This is a genomic window from Corynebacterium sp. HMSC28B08 (assembly GCF_001806865.1).
GTDB classification, from domain to species: Bacteria; Actinomycetota; Actinomycetes; order Mycobacteriales; family Mycobacteriaceae; genus Corynebacterium; species Corynebacterium auriscanis.
Genome location: NZ_KV786159.1, coordinates 77,063 through 95,181, shown reverse-complemented (window position 1 = coordinate 95,181; position 18,119 = coordinate 77,063). Strand labels below are relative to the sequence as shown.

The 18,119-nt window shown below is 59.0% G+C and carries 13 protein-coding genes; 5 read left to right on the top strand and 8 right to left on the bottom strand.

Features of this window, described 5'->3' with window-relative positions; genetic code table 11:
• Positions 1-6: 6 nt before the first annotated feature.
• The 5 genes from dnaJ to HMPREF3098_RS03240 all read right to left on the bottom strand — a co-directional run bounded on the left by dnaJ (position 7) and on the right by HMPREF3098_RS03240 (position 6,198).
• Positions 7-1,164, bottom strand: coding sequence for a molecular chaperone DnaJ (gene dnaJ / locus HMPREF3098_RS03260; RefSeq protein WP_070433976.1), 1,158 nt, complete (start codon positions 1,162-1,164; stop codon positions 7-9).
• 57 nt (positions 1,165-1,221) lie between these two features.
• Positions 1,222-2,247 carry a heat-inducible transcriptional repressor HrcA gene (gene hrcA / locus HMPREF3098_RS03255; protein WP_070433975.1) on the bottom strand — a complete coding sequence of 342 codons (1,026 nt, stop codon included), beginning with the start codon at positions 2,245-2,247 and terminating at the stop codon, positions 1,222-1,224.
• 16 nt (positions 2,248-2,263) lie between these two features.
• Positions 2,264-3,523 carry a radical SAM family heme chaperone HemW gene (hemW, locus tag HMPREF3098_RS03250; protein ID WP_070433974.1) on the bottom strand — a complete coding sequence of 420 codons (1,260 nt, stop codon included), beginning with the start codon at positions 3,521-3,523 and terminating at the stop codon, positions 2,264-2,266.
• Entirely contained in the window at positions 3,520-4,260 is a 741-nt protein-coding gene (locus HMPREF3098_RS03245; protein ID WP_070433973.1) for a hypothetical protein, read from the bottom strand. Before HMPREF3098_RS03245 ends, hemW begins: the two co-directional genes overlap by 4 nt.
• 105 nt (positions 4,261-4,365) lie before the next feature.
• Positions 4,366-6,198 carry an AMP-dependent synthetase/ligase gene (locus HMPREF3098_RS03240; RefSeq protein ID WP_210385927.1) on the bottom strand — a complete coding sequence of 611 codons (1,833 nt, stop codon included), beginning with the start codon at positions 6,196-6,198 and terminating at the stop codon, positions 4,366-4,368.
• Between the two features lie 283 nt (positions 6,199-6,481).
• On the opposite strand from HMPREF3098_RS03240, the gene HMPREF3098_RS03235 reads away from it, so the two are divergent.
• On the top strand, positions 6,482-8,692 hold the full coding sequence (locus HMPREF3098_RS03235; RefSeq protein WP_070433971.1) for a 4-alpha-glucanotransferase: 2,211 nt from the start codon (positions 6,482-6,484) through the stop codon (positions 8,690-8,692).
• A gap of 248 nt (positions 8,693-8,940) precedes the next feature.
• Here the strand turns inward: HMPREF3098_RS03235 and HMPREF3098_RS03230 are convergent, their stop codons facing one another.
• Both HMPREF3098_RS03230 and HMPREF3098_RS03225 read right to left on the bottom strand, forming a co-directional pair.
• Entirely contained in the window at positions 8,941-9,168 is a 228-nt protein-coding gene (locus tag HMPREF3098_RS03230; RefSeq protein ID WP_070433970.1) for a hypothetical protein, read from the bottom strand.
• Positions 9,165-11,249 carry a M3 family metallopeptidase gene (locus HMPREF3098_RS03225; RefSeq protein WP_070433969.1) on the bottom strand — a complete coding sequence of 695 codons (2,085 nt, stop codon included), beginning with the start codon at positions 11,247-11,249 and terminating at the stop codon, positions 9,165-9,167. The genes HMPREF3098_RS03230 and HMPREF3098_RS03225 overlap by 4 nt, the downstream gene beginning before the upstream one ends.
• Before the next feature lie 66 nt (positions 11,250-11,315).
• Between HMPREF3098_RS03225 and HMPREF3098_RS03220 the strand changes: the two genes are divergently transcribed.
• The 4 genes from HMPREF3098_RS03220 to HMPREF3098_RS03205 all read left to right on the top strand — a co-directional run bounded on the left by HMPREF3098_RS03220 (position 11,316) and on the right by HMPREF3098_RS03205 (position 17,588).
• A complete protein-coding gene (locus HMPREF3098_RS03220; RefSeq protein WP_070433968.1) occupies positions 11,316-12,827 on the top strand; it encodes a carboxylesterase family protein in 1,512 nt (503 codons plus the stop codon).
• A 21-nt stretch (positions 12,828-12,848) separates the two neighbouring features.
• Positions 12,849-14,048: a MalY/PatB family protein gene (locus tag HMPREF3098_RS03215; RefSeq protein WP_070433967.1), complete on the top strand. Its 1,200-nt coding sequence runs from the start codon at positions 12,849-12,851 to the stop codon at positions 14,046-14,048.
• Positions 14,049-14,058: 10 nt separating this feature from the next.
• On the top strand, positions 14,059-15,990 hold the full coding sequence (locus HMPREF3098_RS03210; protein WP_070433966.1) for an ABC transporter ATP-binding protein: 1,932 nt from the start codon (positions 14,059-14,061) through the stop codon (positions 15,988-15,990).
• Between the two features lie 251 nt (positions 15,991-16,241).
• The gene (locus HMPREF3098_RS03205) at positions 16,242-17,588 is read left to right on the top strand and encodes an aminotransferase class III-fold pyridoxal phosphate-dependent enzyme (RefSeq protein ID WP_235700684.1); all 1,347 of its coding nucleotides are present in this window, start codon (positions 16,242-16,244) and stop codon (positions 17,586-17,588) included.
• Between the two features lie 176 nt (positions 17,589-17,764).
• Here HMPREF3098_RS03205 and HMPREF3098_RS03200 read toward each other — a convergent pair whose 3' ends face one another.
• A complete protein-coding gene (locus HMPREF3098_RS03200) occupies positions 17,765-17,971 on the bottom strand; it encodes a CsbD family protein (protein ID WP_035113292.1) in 207 nt (68 codons plus the stop codon).
• Positions 17,972-18,119: the final 148 nt, after the last annotated feature.

Sequence of the window (18,119 nt, the reverse complement as noted above, 5' to 3'; positions counted from 1 at the left end):
TGAAGCCTAGCGGGCGAAGCGGGAACGCAGGCGGGAAAACAGTCCCTCGCTGTGATCGTTCTTGGTCCCGACGGATACGGACTCCTCGGAACGATCACGCAGTTCCTCCCACCGTTCCTTTTCCGCACGACTGAGTTCCGTTGGGATAATCACCTCAACGTGGGCATATAGGTTTCCGTAGCCATCGCGCTCCCGCCGCAAATGCGGCATACCGCGTTCCGGCACGGTGATCACAGCATCCGGCTGGGTTCCCGGTTCAATCGTGACAGTCTGCACGGATTCGTCCAGCATGGGAACCTCCACGCTGGAACCCAACGTGGCCTCCACCGCAGGCACCTTGATCGTTATGTGGAGGTCATCGCCCTCGCGAATGAAGTGTGCGTGCTCGCGAGTACGCACGTCCACGTAAAGGTCGCCATTTGGCCCGCCACCAGGGCCCACCTCCCCCTTGCCGGCCAAGCGCAGGCGCATACCGTCGGAAATCCCTGCGGGGACGTTGACCTTGATGGTCTTGCGGGAGCGCACGCGACCGTCACCGGCACAGACCTCGCAGGGATCGGGGATAATCTCGCCGGTTCCACCACAGCGGTGGCACGGGCGGGCAACCTGAACCTGCCCCAGCATAGAGTTTTGAATCTCCATGACTTCGCCGTAGCCCTGGCACGTGGGGCAGGTCTCTGGTGCCTTTTTGGATTTCGAACCGGTCGCGTCGCACGTGTCACAGCGCACGGCGGTTTCCACTGTCACTTCGCGTTCTACACCGGTATAGATTTCTTCCAACGTCGCCTCGATCCCCACCAACGCATCGTTGCCCGGGCGGACACGAGAAACGCGCGGCCCGCGGCGCCGACCTCCGCCTCCACCGCCAAAGAACGCGTCGAATATATCGCCCAGGCCGCCGCCCCCGAAACCTCCGAAGCCACCAGCGCCGCCAAAGCCACCACCTTGAGCTTCGGGATCACCACCCGCATCAACAATCTGTCGCTTTTGCGGATCGAGCAGCACCTCTTGGGCGACCGAGAGTTCATTGAACTTCTCCGCCGCCTCCTCAGAGGGGTTGACATCGGGGTGATACTTGCGGGCCAGCTTGCGATAAGCTTTTTTGATCTCGGAATCGGTAGCGTCCTTGCTCACGCCGAGGATGCCGTAGTAGTCACGAGCCACGGTGTACCTGTAATCCTTTACCTTCTAGACGAAAATGCTGCAATAACCTGTAGTAGTTTACTCACCCGATAGAATCCGGGAAACATAGTGGGCCACTGCCGTCACACTCGAGATCGAGCCGGTGTAATCCATGTGAGTGGGCCCTAATACTCCCAAACCGCCCAGCACCTCATCGTTATTCCCGTAACCGGTCGAGATAATGGACGCGCCACGCAACTCTTCGTCCTCGTTTTCCTCCCCGATGCTGACTTTGACCTGCAGATCGCGGGCGCTGGACAGCAGTTTCAGCACCACTACCTGCTCCTCGAGAGCTTCCAACACGGGGGTCAACTCGCCGGTGCGCACTAGGTTCGGCGTGCCAGCCAGAATGAGCTTGTCCGTGGGTCGCTCCAGCAGGGTTTCGACTAACACAGTAGCCACCGCCAACACTGGTCCGCGAAGTTCCGCGGGCATGTGGTTGTTCTGCGCGTCCCGCGCCACCCGGGCGATGTGCGAACAGGCGTCATCCAGCGTGCGGCCCACCATCGCGGAATTCACGATATCGCGCAGTCGCTGCACGTCATCCTCCACCAGCGGCCGCGTGAGGTCCACATTGCGCTGATCCACCCTCCCCGTATCTGTGATCAGTACTAACAGCACTCGGTGGCTTCCCAGCTGGACGACTTCGCAGTGCTTCACTCGACCCCGTCGCAGATCGGGCATCTGGACCACGGCCACTTGGCGCGTCAGTTGGCTCAGCAATTGCACACCGCGGCGCAGTACATCTTCTAGATCCACTCCGTTATCGAGGAAGTTCAGAATTGCGCGCCGCTCGGGTGCGCTCAATGGCTTGATCTGGTGCAGTCCGTCCACAAAGGCGCGATATCCCTTGGCCGTGGGAATCCGCCCGGAGGATGCATGCTGTTGCGTGATAAACCCCTCCGCCTCCAGCACCGCCATGTCATTGCGGATTGTGGCGGAAGAAACCCCCAGCTTGTGGCGGTCAACCAGCATTTTCGACCCCACCGGCTCGTGTAGTGCAATGAAGTCGGAGACGATGGCCCGCAGCACCTCGTTGCGACGTTCTTCGGTCGATGAGGACACGAGGCGCTCAACTCCTTCATTCCTGCGAAAGTACAATATCCGTCACGATGCCATCAGCGAGGTAACGCCCCTCGTCCGTCAGCACCACTTTGTCGCCTTCCACGTTAGCTAATCCCAACTCGCGATACCGCGAAAGCACCTCGTCTAACTGCGCTGTCGGCTGCAACACATTCAAATCCAACCCCTCACGCAACCGCAGTCCCAGCATCACCTTTTCGGTGGCCAGGTCGGTCCTGGTGAGTTGCTCCACCGTGACCACGCTTTCTGGCAGTTTATTACCGACGCCCCGCTCCATTAGCCCCTGCCAATACGTGGCGGGTCGTTTGGCGTTAACCAAGCGGGTCAGGCCACTGAATCCGACTGGTGGCTCCCCTACATTTACGTGGGATTTGAGTTGCACGCACCCGTGCGCGCCCGGGCCGGCACCCCACCACTGACCGGAGCGCCAGTACACCAGATTGTGTCGACATTCCCCGCCGGGTTTAGCCCAGTTGGATACTTCATACCACCCAAAACCGGCTTCGGTGAGGTGCTCATCGATCATACGGTAGCGATCGGCCAGTACATCTTCATCGGGAGCTGGGAGCTCCCCGCGGCGCACTTTTCGAGCCATAGCCGTGCCATCTTCCACGATCAGCGAATAGGCCGATACGTGATCTACGCCAGCGGAGAGCACGGCTTCGAGGGAGGTGCGCAGATCCTCATCCGTCTCGGTCGGCGTGCCGTAGATGAGGTCGAGATTAACGTGATCGAATCCTGCAGCACGTGCTTCACGGGCGGCGGCGACGGAGCGACCTGGAGTGTGTTGCCTTTCCAAAACTTTGAGAACGTGGCCAACCGCAGACTGCATGCCTAGGCTGATCCGGGTGAAGCCCTCCGCTCGCAGCGCCTCGAAGAATTGCGGGCTGGTTGATTCCGGGTTGGATTCAGTGGTTACCTCGGCCCCCGGGGCCAGACCGAACGTTCGCTTCACGGCGCGCAAGGCACGGGTTAATCCCTCGGCGCCCAACATGGATGGTGTACCACCGCCAAAGAAAACAGTATCGATGGCGGTGCCGGCAGCACGCCCAGGTTCTGGTTCCCACAGCTGTGCGGCGTATTCCAATTCTCGTTCTAGGGCATCCAGGTACCCATCGATTGTGTTACCGCGCGCGGCCATCGTTGCTTGGGTGGACGAATCCGCCGCTAATTCCAACGGTGTGTAGGTGTTGAAATCGCAATAACCGCACCGCGAAGCGCAAAAGGGAACGTGAATATACAGCCCGCGCTCAGTCACACTGCAGCCCCTCGGCGTTTGCGTTGGATGCGGGAGACTACCGCTGCTACTCGGTCACGCTCCTGCAGGAATGTCGGCGGGGCTTCCCCTCGCATTGAGCGGGCCAATGTGGGCTGTTTCGCCACTACTTCTTCCCACTGTTCCACGAGCGCGCAGGCGGAACGTTCCGCGGTGGCGTACGTCTGGGTCAGCAGTACGGATTGGTTGGTTAAGCCCCGTTCGGTCTGTTCCACCACCCATTCCGCCAGCTGCGTGAGTTCGTATTGCAGCCCTTCGGAGCGCTGCCGCATCCACAGCCTCCATGCTGCCGTCGATGCCATCGTGCCCGGCTCCTGTACTGCTCCCCCATCGCGGGGAGAGCTATCCCCGTTGGGGGCAGCTTCAGCCACGGAATAATTCGTTGCCTGGCCTGTGTCATTCCGCAAGAAGGACAGGGTACGGCCTGGGTGAGGAAAGCGACCGGCGTCGGAAAAAGAACCAAGGTAGGACATCCGCCCGGCTTTGACGCCCGAGATAAAAGCCTGCCGTAGGCCGTTGAGTTCGGCGAGCTGAGGGCGGACTTCCGAACGTCCCTCAGCGATGATTTCACTGAGTTCATGCAGACAATCGGTGACCAGTTCCCGATCCCAGTCTGCAATGGCTTCGGCGAGATTATCCAGGTGTGCTGCGACTTCATCACCGATGTCGAAGATATTTTGGGTGAGTTCGCGAACGCGCAAAGCTGCGTTGTAGTGCACGCGCCGGGCTCCTCTCCCACATCTTGTTGCCAGTACTTGGACAACTCTAGGACAGGAAAACCGGCCAAGCGGGGAGGCATGGCCGGTGTGTGGGAAGGATAATTTTTACTTCACGCTGTAGATCCATGAGATGTCATCGGCGAAGTTCTTCGCGATAACAAAGCGCTTAAGCTTTAACGACGGGGTGACCTCACCGTTTTCCTCCGTGAAATCGCGCTCGACAATACGGAACTTCTTAATGCCTTCGGCGTGAGAAACACTGAGGTTGGCCTGGTTGACCGCATCCTGGATCTCGGAACGCAGGACCGCATTCTTCGCCAACTCCCTGATTGGAGTGTTCTCCGGAACGTTATGATTGGCCTTCCACTTCTTCACTGCTTCCTCATCCAAGGAGATCAGCGCGCCGACAAATTTCTGGTCGTCGCCGACCACCATGGCCTGCGAGATCAGTGGTGCCGCACGGAGGATGTCCTCCATGGGGCCCGGCGAGACGTTCTTGCCACCGGCGGTGACGATGATCTCCTTCTTACGGCCAGTGATCTTCAGGTGGCCGCTGGGCAGCAGACGACCCAGGTCGCCAGTGCGGTAGAAGCCATCTTCGGTGAAGGAATCTTTGGTGGCTTCTTCGTTCTGCCAGTAGCCATCGAATACCACGGTGCCCTTGATGGTGATTTCGCCATCTTCAGCAATGCGAATGGTGTTGCCACCCATGGGTCGACCGACGGTACCGATGATGTTGTCCGGATCGAAGTTCACAGCGATGGCGGCGGTGGATTCCGTTAGTCCGTAACCCTCGAAGATCCGCACGCCGATGCCACGGAAGAAATGCAGCAGGTCAGGGTTGCATGCGGAACCGCCGGAGATAGCGTATTCCAGTTCGCCACCCATGGCCTCGCGCACCTTGCTGTAAACCAACTTGTCATAGATTGCACGCTGAACCTTGAGCGCAGCGGAAGGGCCTTCAGGGTTATCGAGCGCGCGGGAGTAGTCGACCGCTACCTTCTCGGCACGCAGGAAAATCTTTGCTTTGAGCCCTCCACCATCAGTGGCCTTAGCCTTGGCACCTGCGTGGACCTTTTCAAAGATACGCGGGACGGCAACGATGAGGTGCGGCTTTGCGCGCTCGAACTGAGTGACCAGCGAACCCATGTCCGACCAATGGATCTGGGTGGCGCCACCGACTACGCAAGCCAGGGAGATCGCGCGGGAGAACACGTGTGCCAACGGCAGGAATGTGAGAACGCGGGAGCCGGCGCGACCGCATTGCCCCACGGGGTGGGTCAGGATGGCACGTGCTTCGCCCAGCCAGTTGGAATGCAGCAAACGGCAGCCCTTGGGGCGCCCCGTGGTACCGGAAGTGTAGACGATGGAGCACACATCGCTGCTCTTCGTGTCTGCGATTCGCGCCTCTACCTGCTCCTGGCCAATCCCGGCTTCTTTGCCGTCATTGATCAGGATGTCGACCGCACCTGCATTGATGCACAGAACACGGTTGAAATGCGCCTGATTCGGCTGGGGCTCCCCATCGCGGAGGAAGGTTTCCAAGCGCGTGGTGTGCGATTCATTCTCACCGATAGCGATCTTCGCGCCGGAATCCTGTGCGATCCATTCACACTGAGAGGTGGACGATGATGGGTAAATCGGCACAGAGGTGGCGCCGGCTGCCATGATGGCGAAGTCCAAGAGGCTCCACTCGTAGCGGGTCTCGGACATGATGATGACCCGATCGCCCTGCTCCACGCCGTTGGCGATAAGACCGCGGGCTACTGCGTATGCGTTCTCTAAGAACTCCTCGGCGGTCACATCCGTCCACTCGAAGTTCACTGGGCGACTAAATAACACCGTATTCGGCTGTTCAGCGGCAAGATCGCGCACGGCGGTGAGGATGGTTTCCTTTTCCCCGACCGTGTAGAGCGCTTCAGAGGTGTACTCCGTCATCATTCTCCTTTAAGAGGATCGAAACTTCTTTTTCGCATACAGGTGGCTTGTCCCGAGCACAGCGCTTCTCGCGGAACACACGCGTGTGCGGGTTGTAGTTGCAGCGACAGCCAGCGTGATGCACACTTCTAGAAATATAGCTTAGTGTTCCGCGTCACGTTGCTGAATTCCATTTTGGCACATACCCCAGACATTGCAGTACTCGGCAGAAACCCCCCATTCGACCACCTCGCGCACTTTTTCGCATGGCGTAAACTGCCCGCCACCGGCACAATGAACAACTATGAATTCAGATGTCACCCGCACTCTGCACGAGCTGGCCGATTACTGTGGCGTAGCCACGTCCTACACGGGCCAGGACGGCAGCACAGTTACGGTCGACGAGGCCACGATCATCTTTACTTTGCGGGAGCTGGGGGTCGACATCCCTTCCGACGGTGTGGAAGCTTTTCATCTCGACGCCGCGCTGGCCACGATGAAATACCACAAATTGGCGCGAATGATCCCCCCGACAGTGACTGCACGGGCGCAGTGCGCACAAAACCTCACGGTGAACTGTGTCGATGGCGAACGCGTCCAAGTCACGGCCATTCTCGAAGATGGCTCCGAGCACGTGCTCGAACAGCTGAATACGTGGGTGCCACCGGAAACGGTGCCCGTGCCGGCCGGGGTGGCGTCAAATCAAAAAAGCAACGAAGCAACCGAAACCAACGTGACTTTCGGAACCGCTACCTTCCAGCTGCCGAAGCTGCCCGCGGGGTGGCATACATTGCGAGTGCAGGCCGAAACCACGCAGGCGGAGGCCACGTTGTTGGTGAGCCCGCATCGGTTGAGCAAGACCCAGGAACTGCTAGACAACCCAGCCACGGGGGTGATGGCGCAACTGTACTCGGTGCGCGATGCCGGCGCGTGGGGGCTAGGCGATTATGCCACGATCGGAGCACTGGGGCGGGCGCTCGACCAATTGGGCGGGGCAGATTTCTTACTGGTCAACCCCATGCATGCGGCCGAGGTGGCAATCCCGGTAGAGGATTCGCCGTACCTGCCGACCACGCGCCGCTACTCCAACCCCATTTACCTGCGTATTGAGAGCATCCCAGAGTATCGACAACGGCCGGAACTACACGACGATATCGCCCAGTTGCGCGCCGGCGTGGCTACGGCCAACGACCAGGCCGAGCTGCTAGATCGCAACGCAGTTTGGGCTGCCAAACTGCAGGCACTGGCGGCCATCTACGAGGCGGGCCTGCCAGTAGACAGGCTGCGACAGCTGCAGGAGTTCATTGACCGCGAAGGCGAGGGCCTAGAAGGTTTCGTCACGTGGTGCCAAGCGAACGCGGGCGATTGGTCGAACCTCGGAGCAAATTTCTGGGCTTGGGTGCAAATGCTATGCCAGGAACAAGAACTGGCAGCACAAAACGAACTGAAACAATACCAGCGTATTGGGCTGCTGGCGGACCTCGCCGTGGGTGTGCACCCCGGTGGGGCCGATGCACGCAGCTTGGAATACGTATTGGCTCCGGGTGCCAGCGTGGGTGCGCCACCGGACGGGTACAACCAGCAAGGACAAGACTGGTCGCAACCGCCGTGGCATCCGTGGAAGCTAGCCGAGCACGGTTACCTCCCGTGGCGGGATATGCTCCGTACAATTCTGCGCACTGCCGGAGGGATCCGCGTTGATCACGTGCTGGGGTTGTTCCGACTGTGGTGGATTCCCCGCATGCAATCCCCCACCACGGGCACATATGTGCACTATGACCACGAGGCGATGGTCGGAGCGCTCATCCTCGAAGCCGAGCGCGCCGGGGCCGTGGTGGTCGGTGAAGACCTCGGCACGTTCGAACCCTGGGTGCAGCAGTACCTTGCCGATCGACACGTGTTGGGAACCACCGTGGTGTGGTTCGAAGGCGATGCCAACGGACCAAAATCTCCGGATCGTTACCGAGAGTTCAGCCTGACAAGCGTGACCACCCACGATTTACCACCCACGGCGAGTTACCTACGGGGTGGTCACATCACGCTGCGCGAAGAACTAGGTGTGTTGACGACCACTGTGGAGGAAGAGTTTTCTAACGACGCGCAGTGGCAGGTGCAGGTGCTATCGAAGATTGCCCAAGCCGGCGCTTTCGCGGGGTTGCCATGCGAGGAGTATTTTGCGCGCATCGCCGACGAACTACAGGACCCTGTGCATGGTCGCGATAACCGCCCCGGTGGCGCCGATGGGTTGAGCGACGAGGATCCCGACAACGCACACAGCTCCGGCATTATCGAGGGTATGCACCGCTTCCTTGCCTTAACCCCCAGCGCGATGCGATGCGTTGCGCTGGTGGATATGGTCGGCGACGTGAGGGCCCAAAATCAACCAGGCACCACCCAAGACGTCTACCCCAACTGGCGCATTCCTCTATGCGATCACGATGGGAACGCCGTCACCGTGGAAGACCTGCCCAACAAGGCATTAGCCCGGAACGTACTGCGGGCAGCGCGGGGATAAGTGCTACGACGAGCAAGTGGAGAATTCCCTGCTTGACGTACTGCGGGCAGCACAGAGATGAGTGAGTAGGACAGGGCGGCTAGGTTCTAGAAGAACGTCCCCGCCATCCATGCCACAAGAATCAGAATGAGCAGCAGGATCAGGGCCTGCCTCACCTTCGAATGGTGTTTCACAGCCGCTTCCTTCCAGTCCCCGCCGGAACAACCCCGTGGCGACCAATCAATTCCGACAACATATATATCGACAGCTTAAACCGCGTCCACATTCTTTGGGGAATCCCGATGCCCATCTGTCTGCGGATCTTCCACGGGCTGCGCCAGCATGTCACGCTCTTCGGATGAGGTAGGAACCACGACCGCCAACAGTTTCAGGACAAGAAATGCCAACACGGCGGAGAGTGCCAAAAGGAACACAACAACCAGCGGAGTTTGAATCCAGACCGGCGCGTTAAACAGCCATCCCCACAGCGCACTCATTGAACGGCGCCGTCCAACCCACGCCGGCGCAACAGCGGTTCCACCGACTTCTGCTGCCCGCGGAACATCCAGAACGCATCTTCGTAATCGATAGTTGCACCACGGGACAAGATCATTCGGCGGAACCGATCTCCGGCTGCACGCACGTCGTCTGGGTCAATGTCCTCATCTACCGATTCCCCACGCGCCGCGCCGGTATCGACAAACGCTTGGAAACCATCTGCATCCAGCACCTCGGCCCACAGGTAGGACCAGTAGCCCGCGGAGTACCCTCCCGCGAAAATGTGGTTGAAGTACTCGGAACGGTACCGCGGCGCGATCATGCCATCCATATCCACCCCGGCCCGCTGCAAAGCGGACGCCTCGAATTCCTCTACATCGGTGACCTGTTGGGCGTCGTCAAAAGAAAGTGTATGCCAAGCCAAGTCCACCCAGCACGCCGCGAGGTACTCGGTAGTGGCAAATCCCTGGCCCCACTTCGACTGCTCACGAACAGCCTGCACCAGCTCTGCAGGCAGTGGTTCGCCTGTATCCACGTGACGCGCGTAGTTAGCCAGGATCTCCGGCTCCAGCGCCCAGTTTTCGTTGATCTGGGAAGGGAACTCTACAAAGTCGCGGGGCACGCTGGTGCCAGACAAGCTGGGATACCGCACGTCAGAGAGCAAACCGTGCAATCCATGCCCGAACTCGTGGAACACGGTCATGACCTCATCGATCGTTAACAGCGCCTGCTCACCTGCCGCAGGTTTCGCAATGTTCATCACATTGACCACAACGGGGGCTTGACCTTTGAGGTTCGATTGGTCCACGAAGCTGCTCATCCACGCGCCACCGCGTTTGGTGGGGCGCGCGTACATATCGGTGAGCAGCAAGCCGATGCCTTCGCCGCTATCCCCTTCGGTCACCTCCCACACCTTGACATCCGGGTGGTAACCCGTGAGGTCCTCGCGCCGGTTGACCTTGATGCCATACAGGCGTTCGGCTGCATAGAATGCCCCAGCCTCCAACACGGAATCCAGCGGGAAGTACTTCTTCAACTCGGCTTCATCTACGCTGAGTTCTTCGGAGCGCAGCTTTCCTGCCCAATATGGCCAATCGGCGCTGGATAATGTACCTTCTGCGTCTTCGGAGACCGCGCGTTTATCCGCTGCCCGCTTGTACTCACCCCACGCGTTGGCCACGGCCGCCGGGGTCAACTGGTTCAGCAGTTCCTCCACAGCCTGGCGGTTGCCTGCGGTTTCCACCTCCGCCACGAAATCCGCGTGTGTGTCATACCCCAGCAAGTTAGCCCGGCGCGCTCGCAATTGCGCGATCTGCAGCAACGCCTTGTGCGTGGCGCCCTTGGCACGGTGCAGGGATGCCTCGTGAATGTGGGCGCGTGCTTCGGGATTAGTCAAACTTTCCAGAATCGGCTGCACGGAAGGCAATCCCAACCGGATGAGCCATCCCTGCTTGCCTTCATCTTTCGCGGCCTGCGCAAAGTAGGCTTTTTCGCTCTCACTCAGGCCTTCCACCTGATCGGCATCGGTGAAAAGAACCGCGTTATCGGCGGTGGCTTGCTGCAAGGTGGTGCCGAAAGCAGTCGTCAGTTCGGCCAATTGTGCATCGATGTCACGCAGCGTGGCGCGCTGATCCTTATCCAAGTTGGCCCCACCGCGCACGAATCGGCGCGTCCAGTACTTTTGCAGTGCTTCTTCTTCCCCACCCTCGGGTGCAGCCGGGATAGCCTGGATCCGCTTCCACAGTTTCTCGTTCAGCAGCATGTCGCTGGTGTGCGCTGCCAGTACAGGGGAAATCTTGGCCTCGATGTCTTGAATCTTGTCGGTGGCCATGGAGCCGGAATAGTTAAAGACAATTGCCAATACTCGGTCCAGCATCTCGCCGGATTCTTCGAGTGCCTCGAACGTGTTCTCCCACGTCGGCTGACTGGGATTGTTGGCGATCGCTGCGATCTCTGCCGCGTGATCATCGATGGCGGTCTGGAAAGCCGGGATTATCGAGCCGTCTTCCAGCGCCTTATCCACTGCTTCGAAGTCAGGAAGCTCATAGGGCAATTCGGAAGGTTGCAGGAAGTAGTTCATAGCCACCCACTCTAATTATTTGGTTCGACACGCGAGTTCACCAGCTCTCAATTAGCATCTGTTTTCATGACTGCCCCCGCCTCGCAAGCTCACCCTCCGCTGGATATCGCCACTGAACAAGGAACGGTTCGTGGCTGGCGAGGAGATGTTGCCGACCATTGGACCGCTGTCCCCTATGCCAACGATCTGGCCAATACGGCGGATCTGTTCTCCCTTCCCACTGCCCCCTCCCCGTACCCTGACGGTCTTTTAATCGCCGATCGCTCCCGTCGCGGTTCGCGACATACTTTGAGCATTGCCTCTCCTGCTGGGGCTTGTCTATCCGACGCCGCGCGCCCCGTCGTCGTGTTTATCCATGGTGGTCGGTACGAGATGGGTGAGGCCGATTCCCTGTGGTACCGTGGCAGCAATTTTGCTAGGGACAACTGTGTTTATGTGGCCGTGAACTACCGTCTGCGTTTTGAGGGATTCTTGCCACTTGCCGACGAACCAGATGTGGCGCAATCTCACCGTCGACCGATATACCGGGGTGTGGAAGATATCTTTTGCGCGCTGCAGTGGGTGCAGCGCAACATCGCCAGTTTCGGTGGTGATCCGAGCAACGTCACGCTCATGGGTCAGTCCGCCGGTGGTGCCTTGACGCACTGGGTGCTTTCGGATCCCCGTAGCCAGGGATTGGTGCACCGCGGTGTGTGCCTATCTATGGGGTTGCCACGCGCGGGCTGGCCGGAACGCGTGGATATGGCTCGCAAAGTCCTCGGCGGTCCGCTGACCATGGACCACATCGGCAGCTTAAACCGGGAACAAGTGAAATCTGCGTATGAGGGTTTCGCTGCCAAATACCCGTCGGATTGTGCAGTCGGACCGTTCCCCTGGGACCCAACGGCCCTGCGCGATCTACCTATGATCATGGGTAGCATGCGAGATGAGTTCGTACGTACGCCGATTGCCACGAAATGGGATCCGTATTTCACCAGCAAGAACCCCGCCAAACGCCTTGTAGCCCGCGCAGTAGCGGTGCTTGCCGCTAAGACTATGGGGTTGGGGATCGGGGTGGCGTCGAAAACAAATTGGCGAGCCCTGACACACGATCTGCGGGCCTACTACCGTTACGAGAGCGGCGAGCAGCCCTTTCGGCCGATCGGTCACATGGTGGGCGATTCAACAATTCGCCGCTTTGTGTCCGCTGCATTGGAGGCGCGCGGGGATGCACCTACCTGGGCATATGAATTCCACAGTGGGAGTGGGGAGGCGAGCCAGCATTCTCCGGAGCAATACTGCAAGGATTCCGATGCGCAGCACTGTGGGGACCTTCCGTTGGTTTTCGATGATCTCACCACCGAGCCCGAGTCCGTCGAAGGCTTCTGTGGCAAAGACGCGCCCGCGCGCCTGCAACTACTGGCAACGCGTTTCCATAACATCGTGGTGGATTTCGCGCATGGCAAAGATCCCGATTGGCCCCGCTACCAGCCCCACGGTGAGAGGCTGACGAAGTTGTTCGATATGAGCGATTGCTCCGAATCTGTGGCCAGCGATCCGCTACGTGAGGTGCGCCGTCTATTCCCCTTTGCTGATTAACCGTCCACTATGGTGGGAACCATGACCGATTCAACTGATCTCAAGCTGGTGTGCGTTCCCGACGAAACCACGTTGCGACGTCGCGGGACGATGAAGTGGACGGTCTACCCGGATGACGTCCTGCCCGCATGGGTAGCCGAGAGCGATTTCGCCACCTGCCCTGTGGTGCACGATGCCATCAGACAGGCCGTGGATAACGAGTACTTCGGGTATGAGCGCCGAGATGGCTCCCCGCAGCGCGCGTTTGCAGAGTTCCAGCGCGAGCGTTTTGGGTGGGATGTGGACCCGAAGTGGGTGCGCTTGGTGCCGGACGTGGTGAAGGGCGTGGCGGTCGCCATTGACGAACTGACGCCCGCCGACAGCGCCATCGTTATCACCACGCCCAGTTACTTCCCGTTTTTCGACGTGCCACGTGCCACCAAACGCCCGGCGATCTTCGTGCCGATGGTGCGCGCGGCTGGATCGGGTACAGGCGGATCGGGTTCTGAGGAGTGGGCTTTTGATTACGACGCTCTAGATAGCGCCTTTGAGCAGGCCGGTTCCATGATCGTGTGCAACCCCTACAACCCGCTGGGGCGCGCATTCCGTCCCGAGGAACTGCAGCGGCTTGTGGATTTAGCCGATCGGCACGGGGTGCGCCTGATATCCGACGAGATCCACGCGCCCGTGGTGTATTCCCCCGCCACGCACACCCCCACCGCGTCGATTTCCGATGTGGCAGCGCGGGTAACTGTCACCGTGACAGCGACGTCGAAGGGGTGGAACACCGCAGGGCTGCACTGCGCGCAGATGGTATTCACCAATCCAGAAGACCGCGCGGTCATGGACAAGGTGCATCCATTGCGCACAGGTGCGGCTTCTACCTTGGGGCAAGTATCCATGATGGCCGCATATATGCAAGGGCAAGAGTGGCTGGATGAAGAGCTAGCTTACCTCTCCGGGAACCTCGATCTGCTGGAACAGCGACTTCCCCAGGCCCTGCCGGGCGCCCAGTTCGAGCGGCCGGAAGCCAGCTTTCTGCTGTGGGTAGATCTGCGTGAGGTACCCGGACTGGCAGAAAAGCCGGCTGCCAAGATTCTGGAGCGTGCGCGTGTGGCCTTCAGCGAGGGCACCAGTTTCGGTGACGAGGGCGAAGGGCACGTACGTATCAATTTTGCGACGTCACGCGCTATTCTTAATGAAATTCTAGACCGGTTGGAGGCTGTCTCATTCACCGACTAGCGTTGGTTGGGTGATTGCATCCTTCGCGCGGATCTTCCGCACTACCCGTGAGCTCTGGCCCTTCTACATCATTGTGGTGATCGCCAGTTTGGCTACCGCGATACTAGCCTTGGTTGCCCCTTTCCTCGTCAAGGAAGCGACGGACGCGATCGTGGCAGCCGTCAACAGTCGTGGCGAAAACCCCCAGGCCGTATCCGATGCCTCCCGCACGGTGATTTACCTAGCCCTGGCGTTACTGGGTGCCGAACTACTCAGCACGATCGTTCGCAATATCGGCGGTTGGTACGGCGACGTGATGAGTATGCGGATGCGCCAAATCCTGTCTAATCGCTATTTCGCCAAGCTGCTTGCCCTCCCGCAGTCGTACTACGACAAGCAGGTCACCGGCACCATCATTTCTCGTCTAGACCGCTCGATCTTGGGGTTGACGGATTTCATCAAATCCTTCGCCAACAACTTTTTCTCCATGCTCATCACGGTGATCATGATCTTGGTGATTACCGCAGTCTACTATTGGCCACTCGCTCTGCTGCTGGCGGTTATCTTTCCGCTGTATCTCTACCTCACCATGCTCACGTCAAGAAAGTGGATTGTGTGGGAGAAGGACAAAAATGAGCACATCGATATCGCTCAAGGTCGCTTCGCTGAAGTCATCGGACAAGTTAAGGTCGTAAAGTCTTTCGTCACCGAGCTTCGCGAACTGCGCCTGTTCCAAGGTCACTTTGCTGAAACTATCAAGCTCACCAAGGTGCAGTCCCGCTTCTGGCACTGGATGGATGTGCTGCGCATGGGTGGTATGAACGTCATCTTCGCGGCCATCTACCTCACGCTGTTTTGGCGCACGCTTCACGGGGATTTCTCCATCGGCGACATGGTTTTGCTGTTGCAGCTTGTGACCATGGCCCGCCAGCCCGCCTCCATGATGAGCTGGATGGTGGATACCGCGCAGCGTGCAGCCGCAGGTTCACGCGAATACTTCGAAGTGATGGAGGAGCTGGACGAGCCCTCAGCGACTCGCCCTCTTGTGGAGGCCGCGCGTCCCGGGGGTCCGATGTTGGTGGACGAGGGTGACATTAAGTCGGCCGCCGTACCCCAGCTGCAGGCTCCTTCTTCTGGGCCAGTTATTGAATTCGACGCCGTCACGTTCGGCTACCTCGCCGATGAACCGGTGATTCACGATGTGTCGTTTGCGGCTTCTGAAAACGAAACCATGGCTCTGGTAGGTGAGTCCGGTGGCGGAAAATCCACACTGGTCAATCTCCTGCTGGGCCTGTACCGGCCCAGTTCGGGAACCCTACGGGTGTGCGGTCGCGACGTCACGGAACTGACCGCCGCTGAACTGCGCAGCTCCGTGGGGGTGGTTTTCCAAGAACCTGCGCTGTTTTCCGGCACGATCCGCGAGAACATTGCCTATGCCAAGCCAGGGGCCACCCAGGAAGAAATCGAGGATGTCGCGAAGCGAGCCTTTGCCCATGACTTCATCATGGGATTCACCGATGGGTACGACACCCTGATTGGCGAGCGGGGCCTGCGCCTGTCTGGTGGCCAGAAGCAGCGTATCGCGGTGGCCCGGGCCATGCTCAAGGATGCTCCCGTGCTCATTCTGGACGAAGCCACCTCAGCGTTAGATACCAAGGCCGAACGCGTAGTCCAGGCCGGCCTAGATGAGCTGATGGTGGGGCGCACCACTTTGGTGATCGCCCACCGACTGTCGACGATCGCGGACGTAGATAAAATCATCACCTTGGATAACGGCCGCGTGGATGAATGTGGTTCCCCCGCGGAATTGGCCGTTTCGGGTGGCATCTACTCCGAACTGTTGCGATTGACTAACTCCAATTCGGCGGCAGATCGCAAGCGGTTGAAAGCTTTCGGGTTCTACGACCACGCCGAGGGCGAAGACGAAGACGAAGACGAAGAAAAACTGATCGAGCAACACTAAAACGGCCAAAAATGGGGCAGATTCACTTCGTCTTGCATTATGGGATGAAAATCCCAATATATCGCCGTACAGTGGGCGTATCTACCAGCGCTTTTAAGTTTTGCACCCCGAAGCGCTTGCATACATCTTTTGAGTAGCTAAACCCCATTGACGGAAAGGCCCAAGCGTTGTCTCAGGCAGAAGAAGAGTTTTCGATTCCCACCATTGACATTCTCGGTCAGGACGGCGAACCTCGCCGCATCGAGAGTTATGTGAACACGAAAGGCGAACTGGTCGGCGTCAAAGAAGAAAAAGCTCGGCTAGAAGAGAAACAAACCCGCACCAACGACCGCGCCCACGTTTTCCACAGCTGGTCGGCGCAAGCAAAGATTGATCCGCAACCATTGGCAGCAGCCAGCGGTGCGTGGGTTTTCGATTACGAAGGCAAGGGATACCTGGATTTGGGCTCCCAGCTGGTTTCCGCCAATCTGGGCCACGGACATCCGGCATTGGTGCGGGCCATTCAACGCCAAGCTGCACGGATCTCCAACCTCAACCCGGCATTCGCCAACGACCAGCGCAGTGAGCTCGCCGCTGGCATCATTGCGCGTGCACAAGGTGAGTTCAGTCATGTCTTCTTCACCAACGGTGGCGCGGATGCTGTTGAGCACGCTATCCGCATGGCACGTCTCAGTACCGGAAAATCGAAGATCCTCACGGCCTACCGCAGTTACCACGGTGCTACGGGCTCAGCGATGATGGCCACTGGTGAGGCCCGCCGTCACGGCAATCCCACTACCGATGGGGACATCCGGCACTTCTGGGGGCCATTCAATTACCGCAGTGCGTTCTACGCTAGCTCTCCAGAACAAGAGTGCGAGCGCGCGCTGGAGCACTTAGAACAAACGTTGATCGCCGAAGACGATGTCGCCGCCGTACTGATCGAGTCGATGGTCGGCTCCAGCGGTGTGATCGCTCCCCCAGCCGGTTACCTCGAGGGCATACGTGAAATCTGCGATCGCCACGGTGCGTTGTGGATCGCCGACGAGGTCATGGTTGGATTCGGCCGCACAGGAAAGCTGTTCGCTTACGAGCACGGCGGTTCTGACCTGCAGCCTGATCTGGTGACCTTCGCCAAAGGGGTTAATGCCGGAATGGTTCCCCTCGGTGGTGTGATGATGACGGCCGACGTGGAGAAGACCTTCGAAGAGCGCCCCTACCCCGGTGGTTTGACGTATTCCGGTCACCCACTGGCAGTGGCTCCAGGTGTTGCCGCGCTGGAGGTATACGAGGCAGAGGGAATCTTCGATCGCGTTGCCACCTTGGGCAAGGAAGTTCTAGGCCCGGGGTTGCAGCGGATCGGCGAGAGGTACGGAATTGTTGGAAACGTTCGTGGCTTGGGATTCTTCTGGGCGTTGGAGTTTGTGCAGGACGCGGAAGCGAAGACCCCTTTGGATGGTGCAACCATGGGCAAGATCGGCGGTGCGCTAAAGCAGGCCGGTATCTGGCCAGTTGTTTCCGGCCACCGCATTCACGTTGCGCCACCCTTGGTGACGAGCGAAGCCGACCTGATGTTTGCGCTGGAGCAATTGGATAAGGCTATTGCTGCGGTGGCGTAACCTGCGCGCTGAAATTCCTGGACGGGTTTTCGGGCGGGGTAATGAGAACACGCCGGGCAGCTAACACCGCCGAATAGTAAAACGGCGCCAAACAAGCTAAAGGCCCTATCCAAGGAAGTGCAACACACCTCCCAGATAGGGCCTTGGCCCTGCTATTGGTGCAGGACTGCGATGGTTTACTTATCGCCAGCGTCGCCAATAACCTTGTTAATGGCATCCGCGGCCTTGTTCTTGACCTCGTTTGCCTTTTCCTTCACGGAAGCCTGCGTCTGATCTGCGCGGCCTTCGTTCTTCAGGCTCTCGTTGCCGGTAGCATCGCCAGCGGTCTCCTTGGCCTTACCAGCCAGGCCCTCTGCCTTGTTCTTCAGCTCGTCTGCACCCATGGTTAACTTCCTTTCGTCGGTGTAGGATTCGCCGATCGCGTATTGGATCGGAGAATATAACGTACGTTTTCCACTGTACGCGTTGATGCGACCCCGTGGGGTGGCTTCCACCTTTAGATCACGTGGCCCTCGCCTCGAGGCGAGGTCT

What these genes read in the sequence shown, in the direction of transcription:
- HMPREF3098_RS03225 (WP_070433969.1), bottom strand. Translation starts at nt 11,249, where the DNA reads ATGAACTACTTCCTGCAACCTTCCGAATTGCCCTATGAGCTTCCTGAC.
- HMPREF3098_RS03230 (WP_070433970.1), bottom strand. Translation starts at nt 9,168, where the DNA reads ATGAGTGCGCTGTGGGGATGGCTGTTTAACGCGCCGGTCTGGATTCAA.
- HMPREF3098_RS03215 (WP_070433967.1), top strand. Translation starts at nt 12,849, where the DNA reads ATGACCGATTCAACTGATCTCAAGCTGGTGTGCGTTCCCGACGAAACC.
- HMPREF3098_RS03200 (WP_035113292.1), bottom strand. Translation starts at nt 17,971, where the DNA reads ATGGGTGCAGACGAGCTGAAGAACAAGGCAGAGGGCCTGGCTGGTAAG.
- HMPREF3098_RS03220 (WP_070433968.1), top strand. Translation starts at nt 11,316, where the DNA reads ATGACTGCCCCCGCCTCGCAAGCTCACCCTCCGCTGGATATCGCCACT.
- HMPREF3098_RS03235 (WP_070433971.1), top strand. Translation starts at nt 6,482, where the DNA reads ATGAATTCAGATGTCACCCGCACTCTGCACGAGCTGGCCGATTACTGT.
- HMPREF3098_RS03240 (WP_210385927.1), bottom strand. Translation starts at nt 6,198, where the DNA reads ATGACGGAGTACACCTCTGAAGCGCTCTACACGGTCGGGGAAAAGGAA.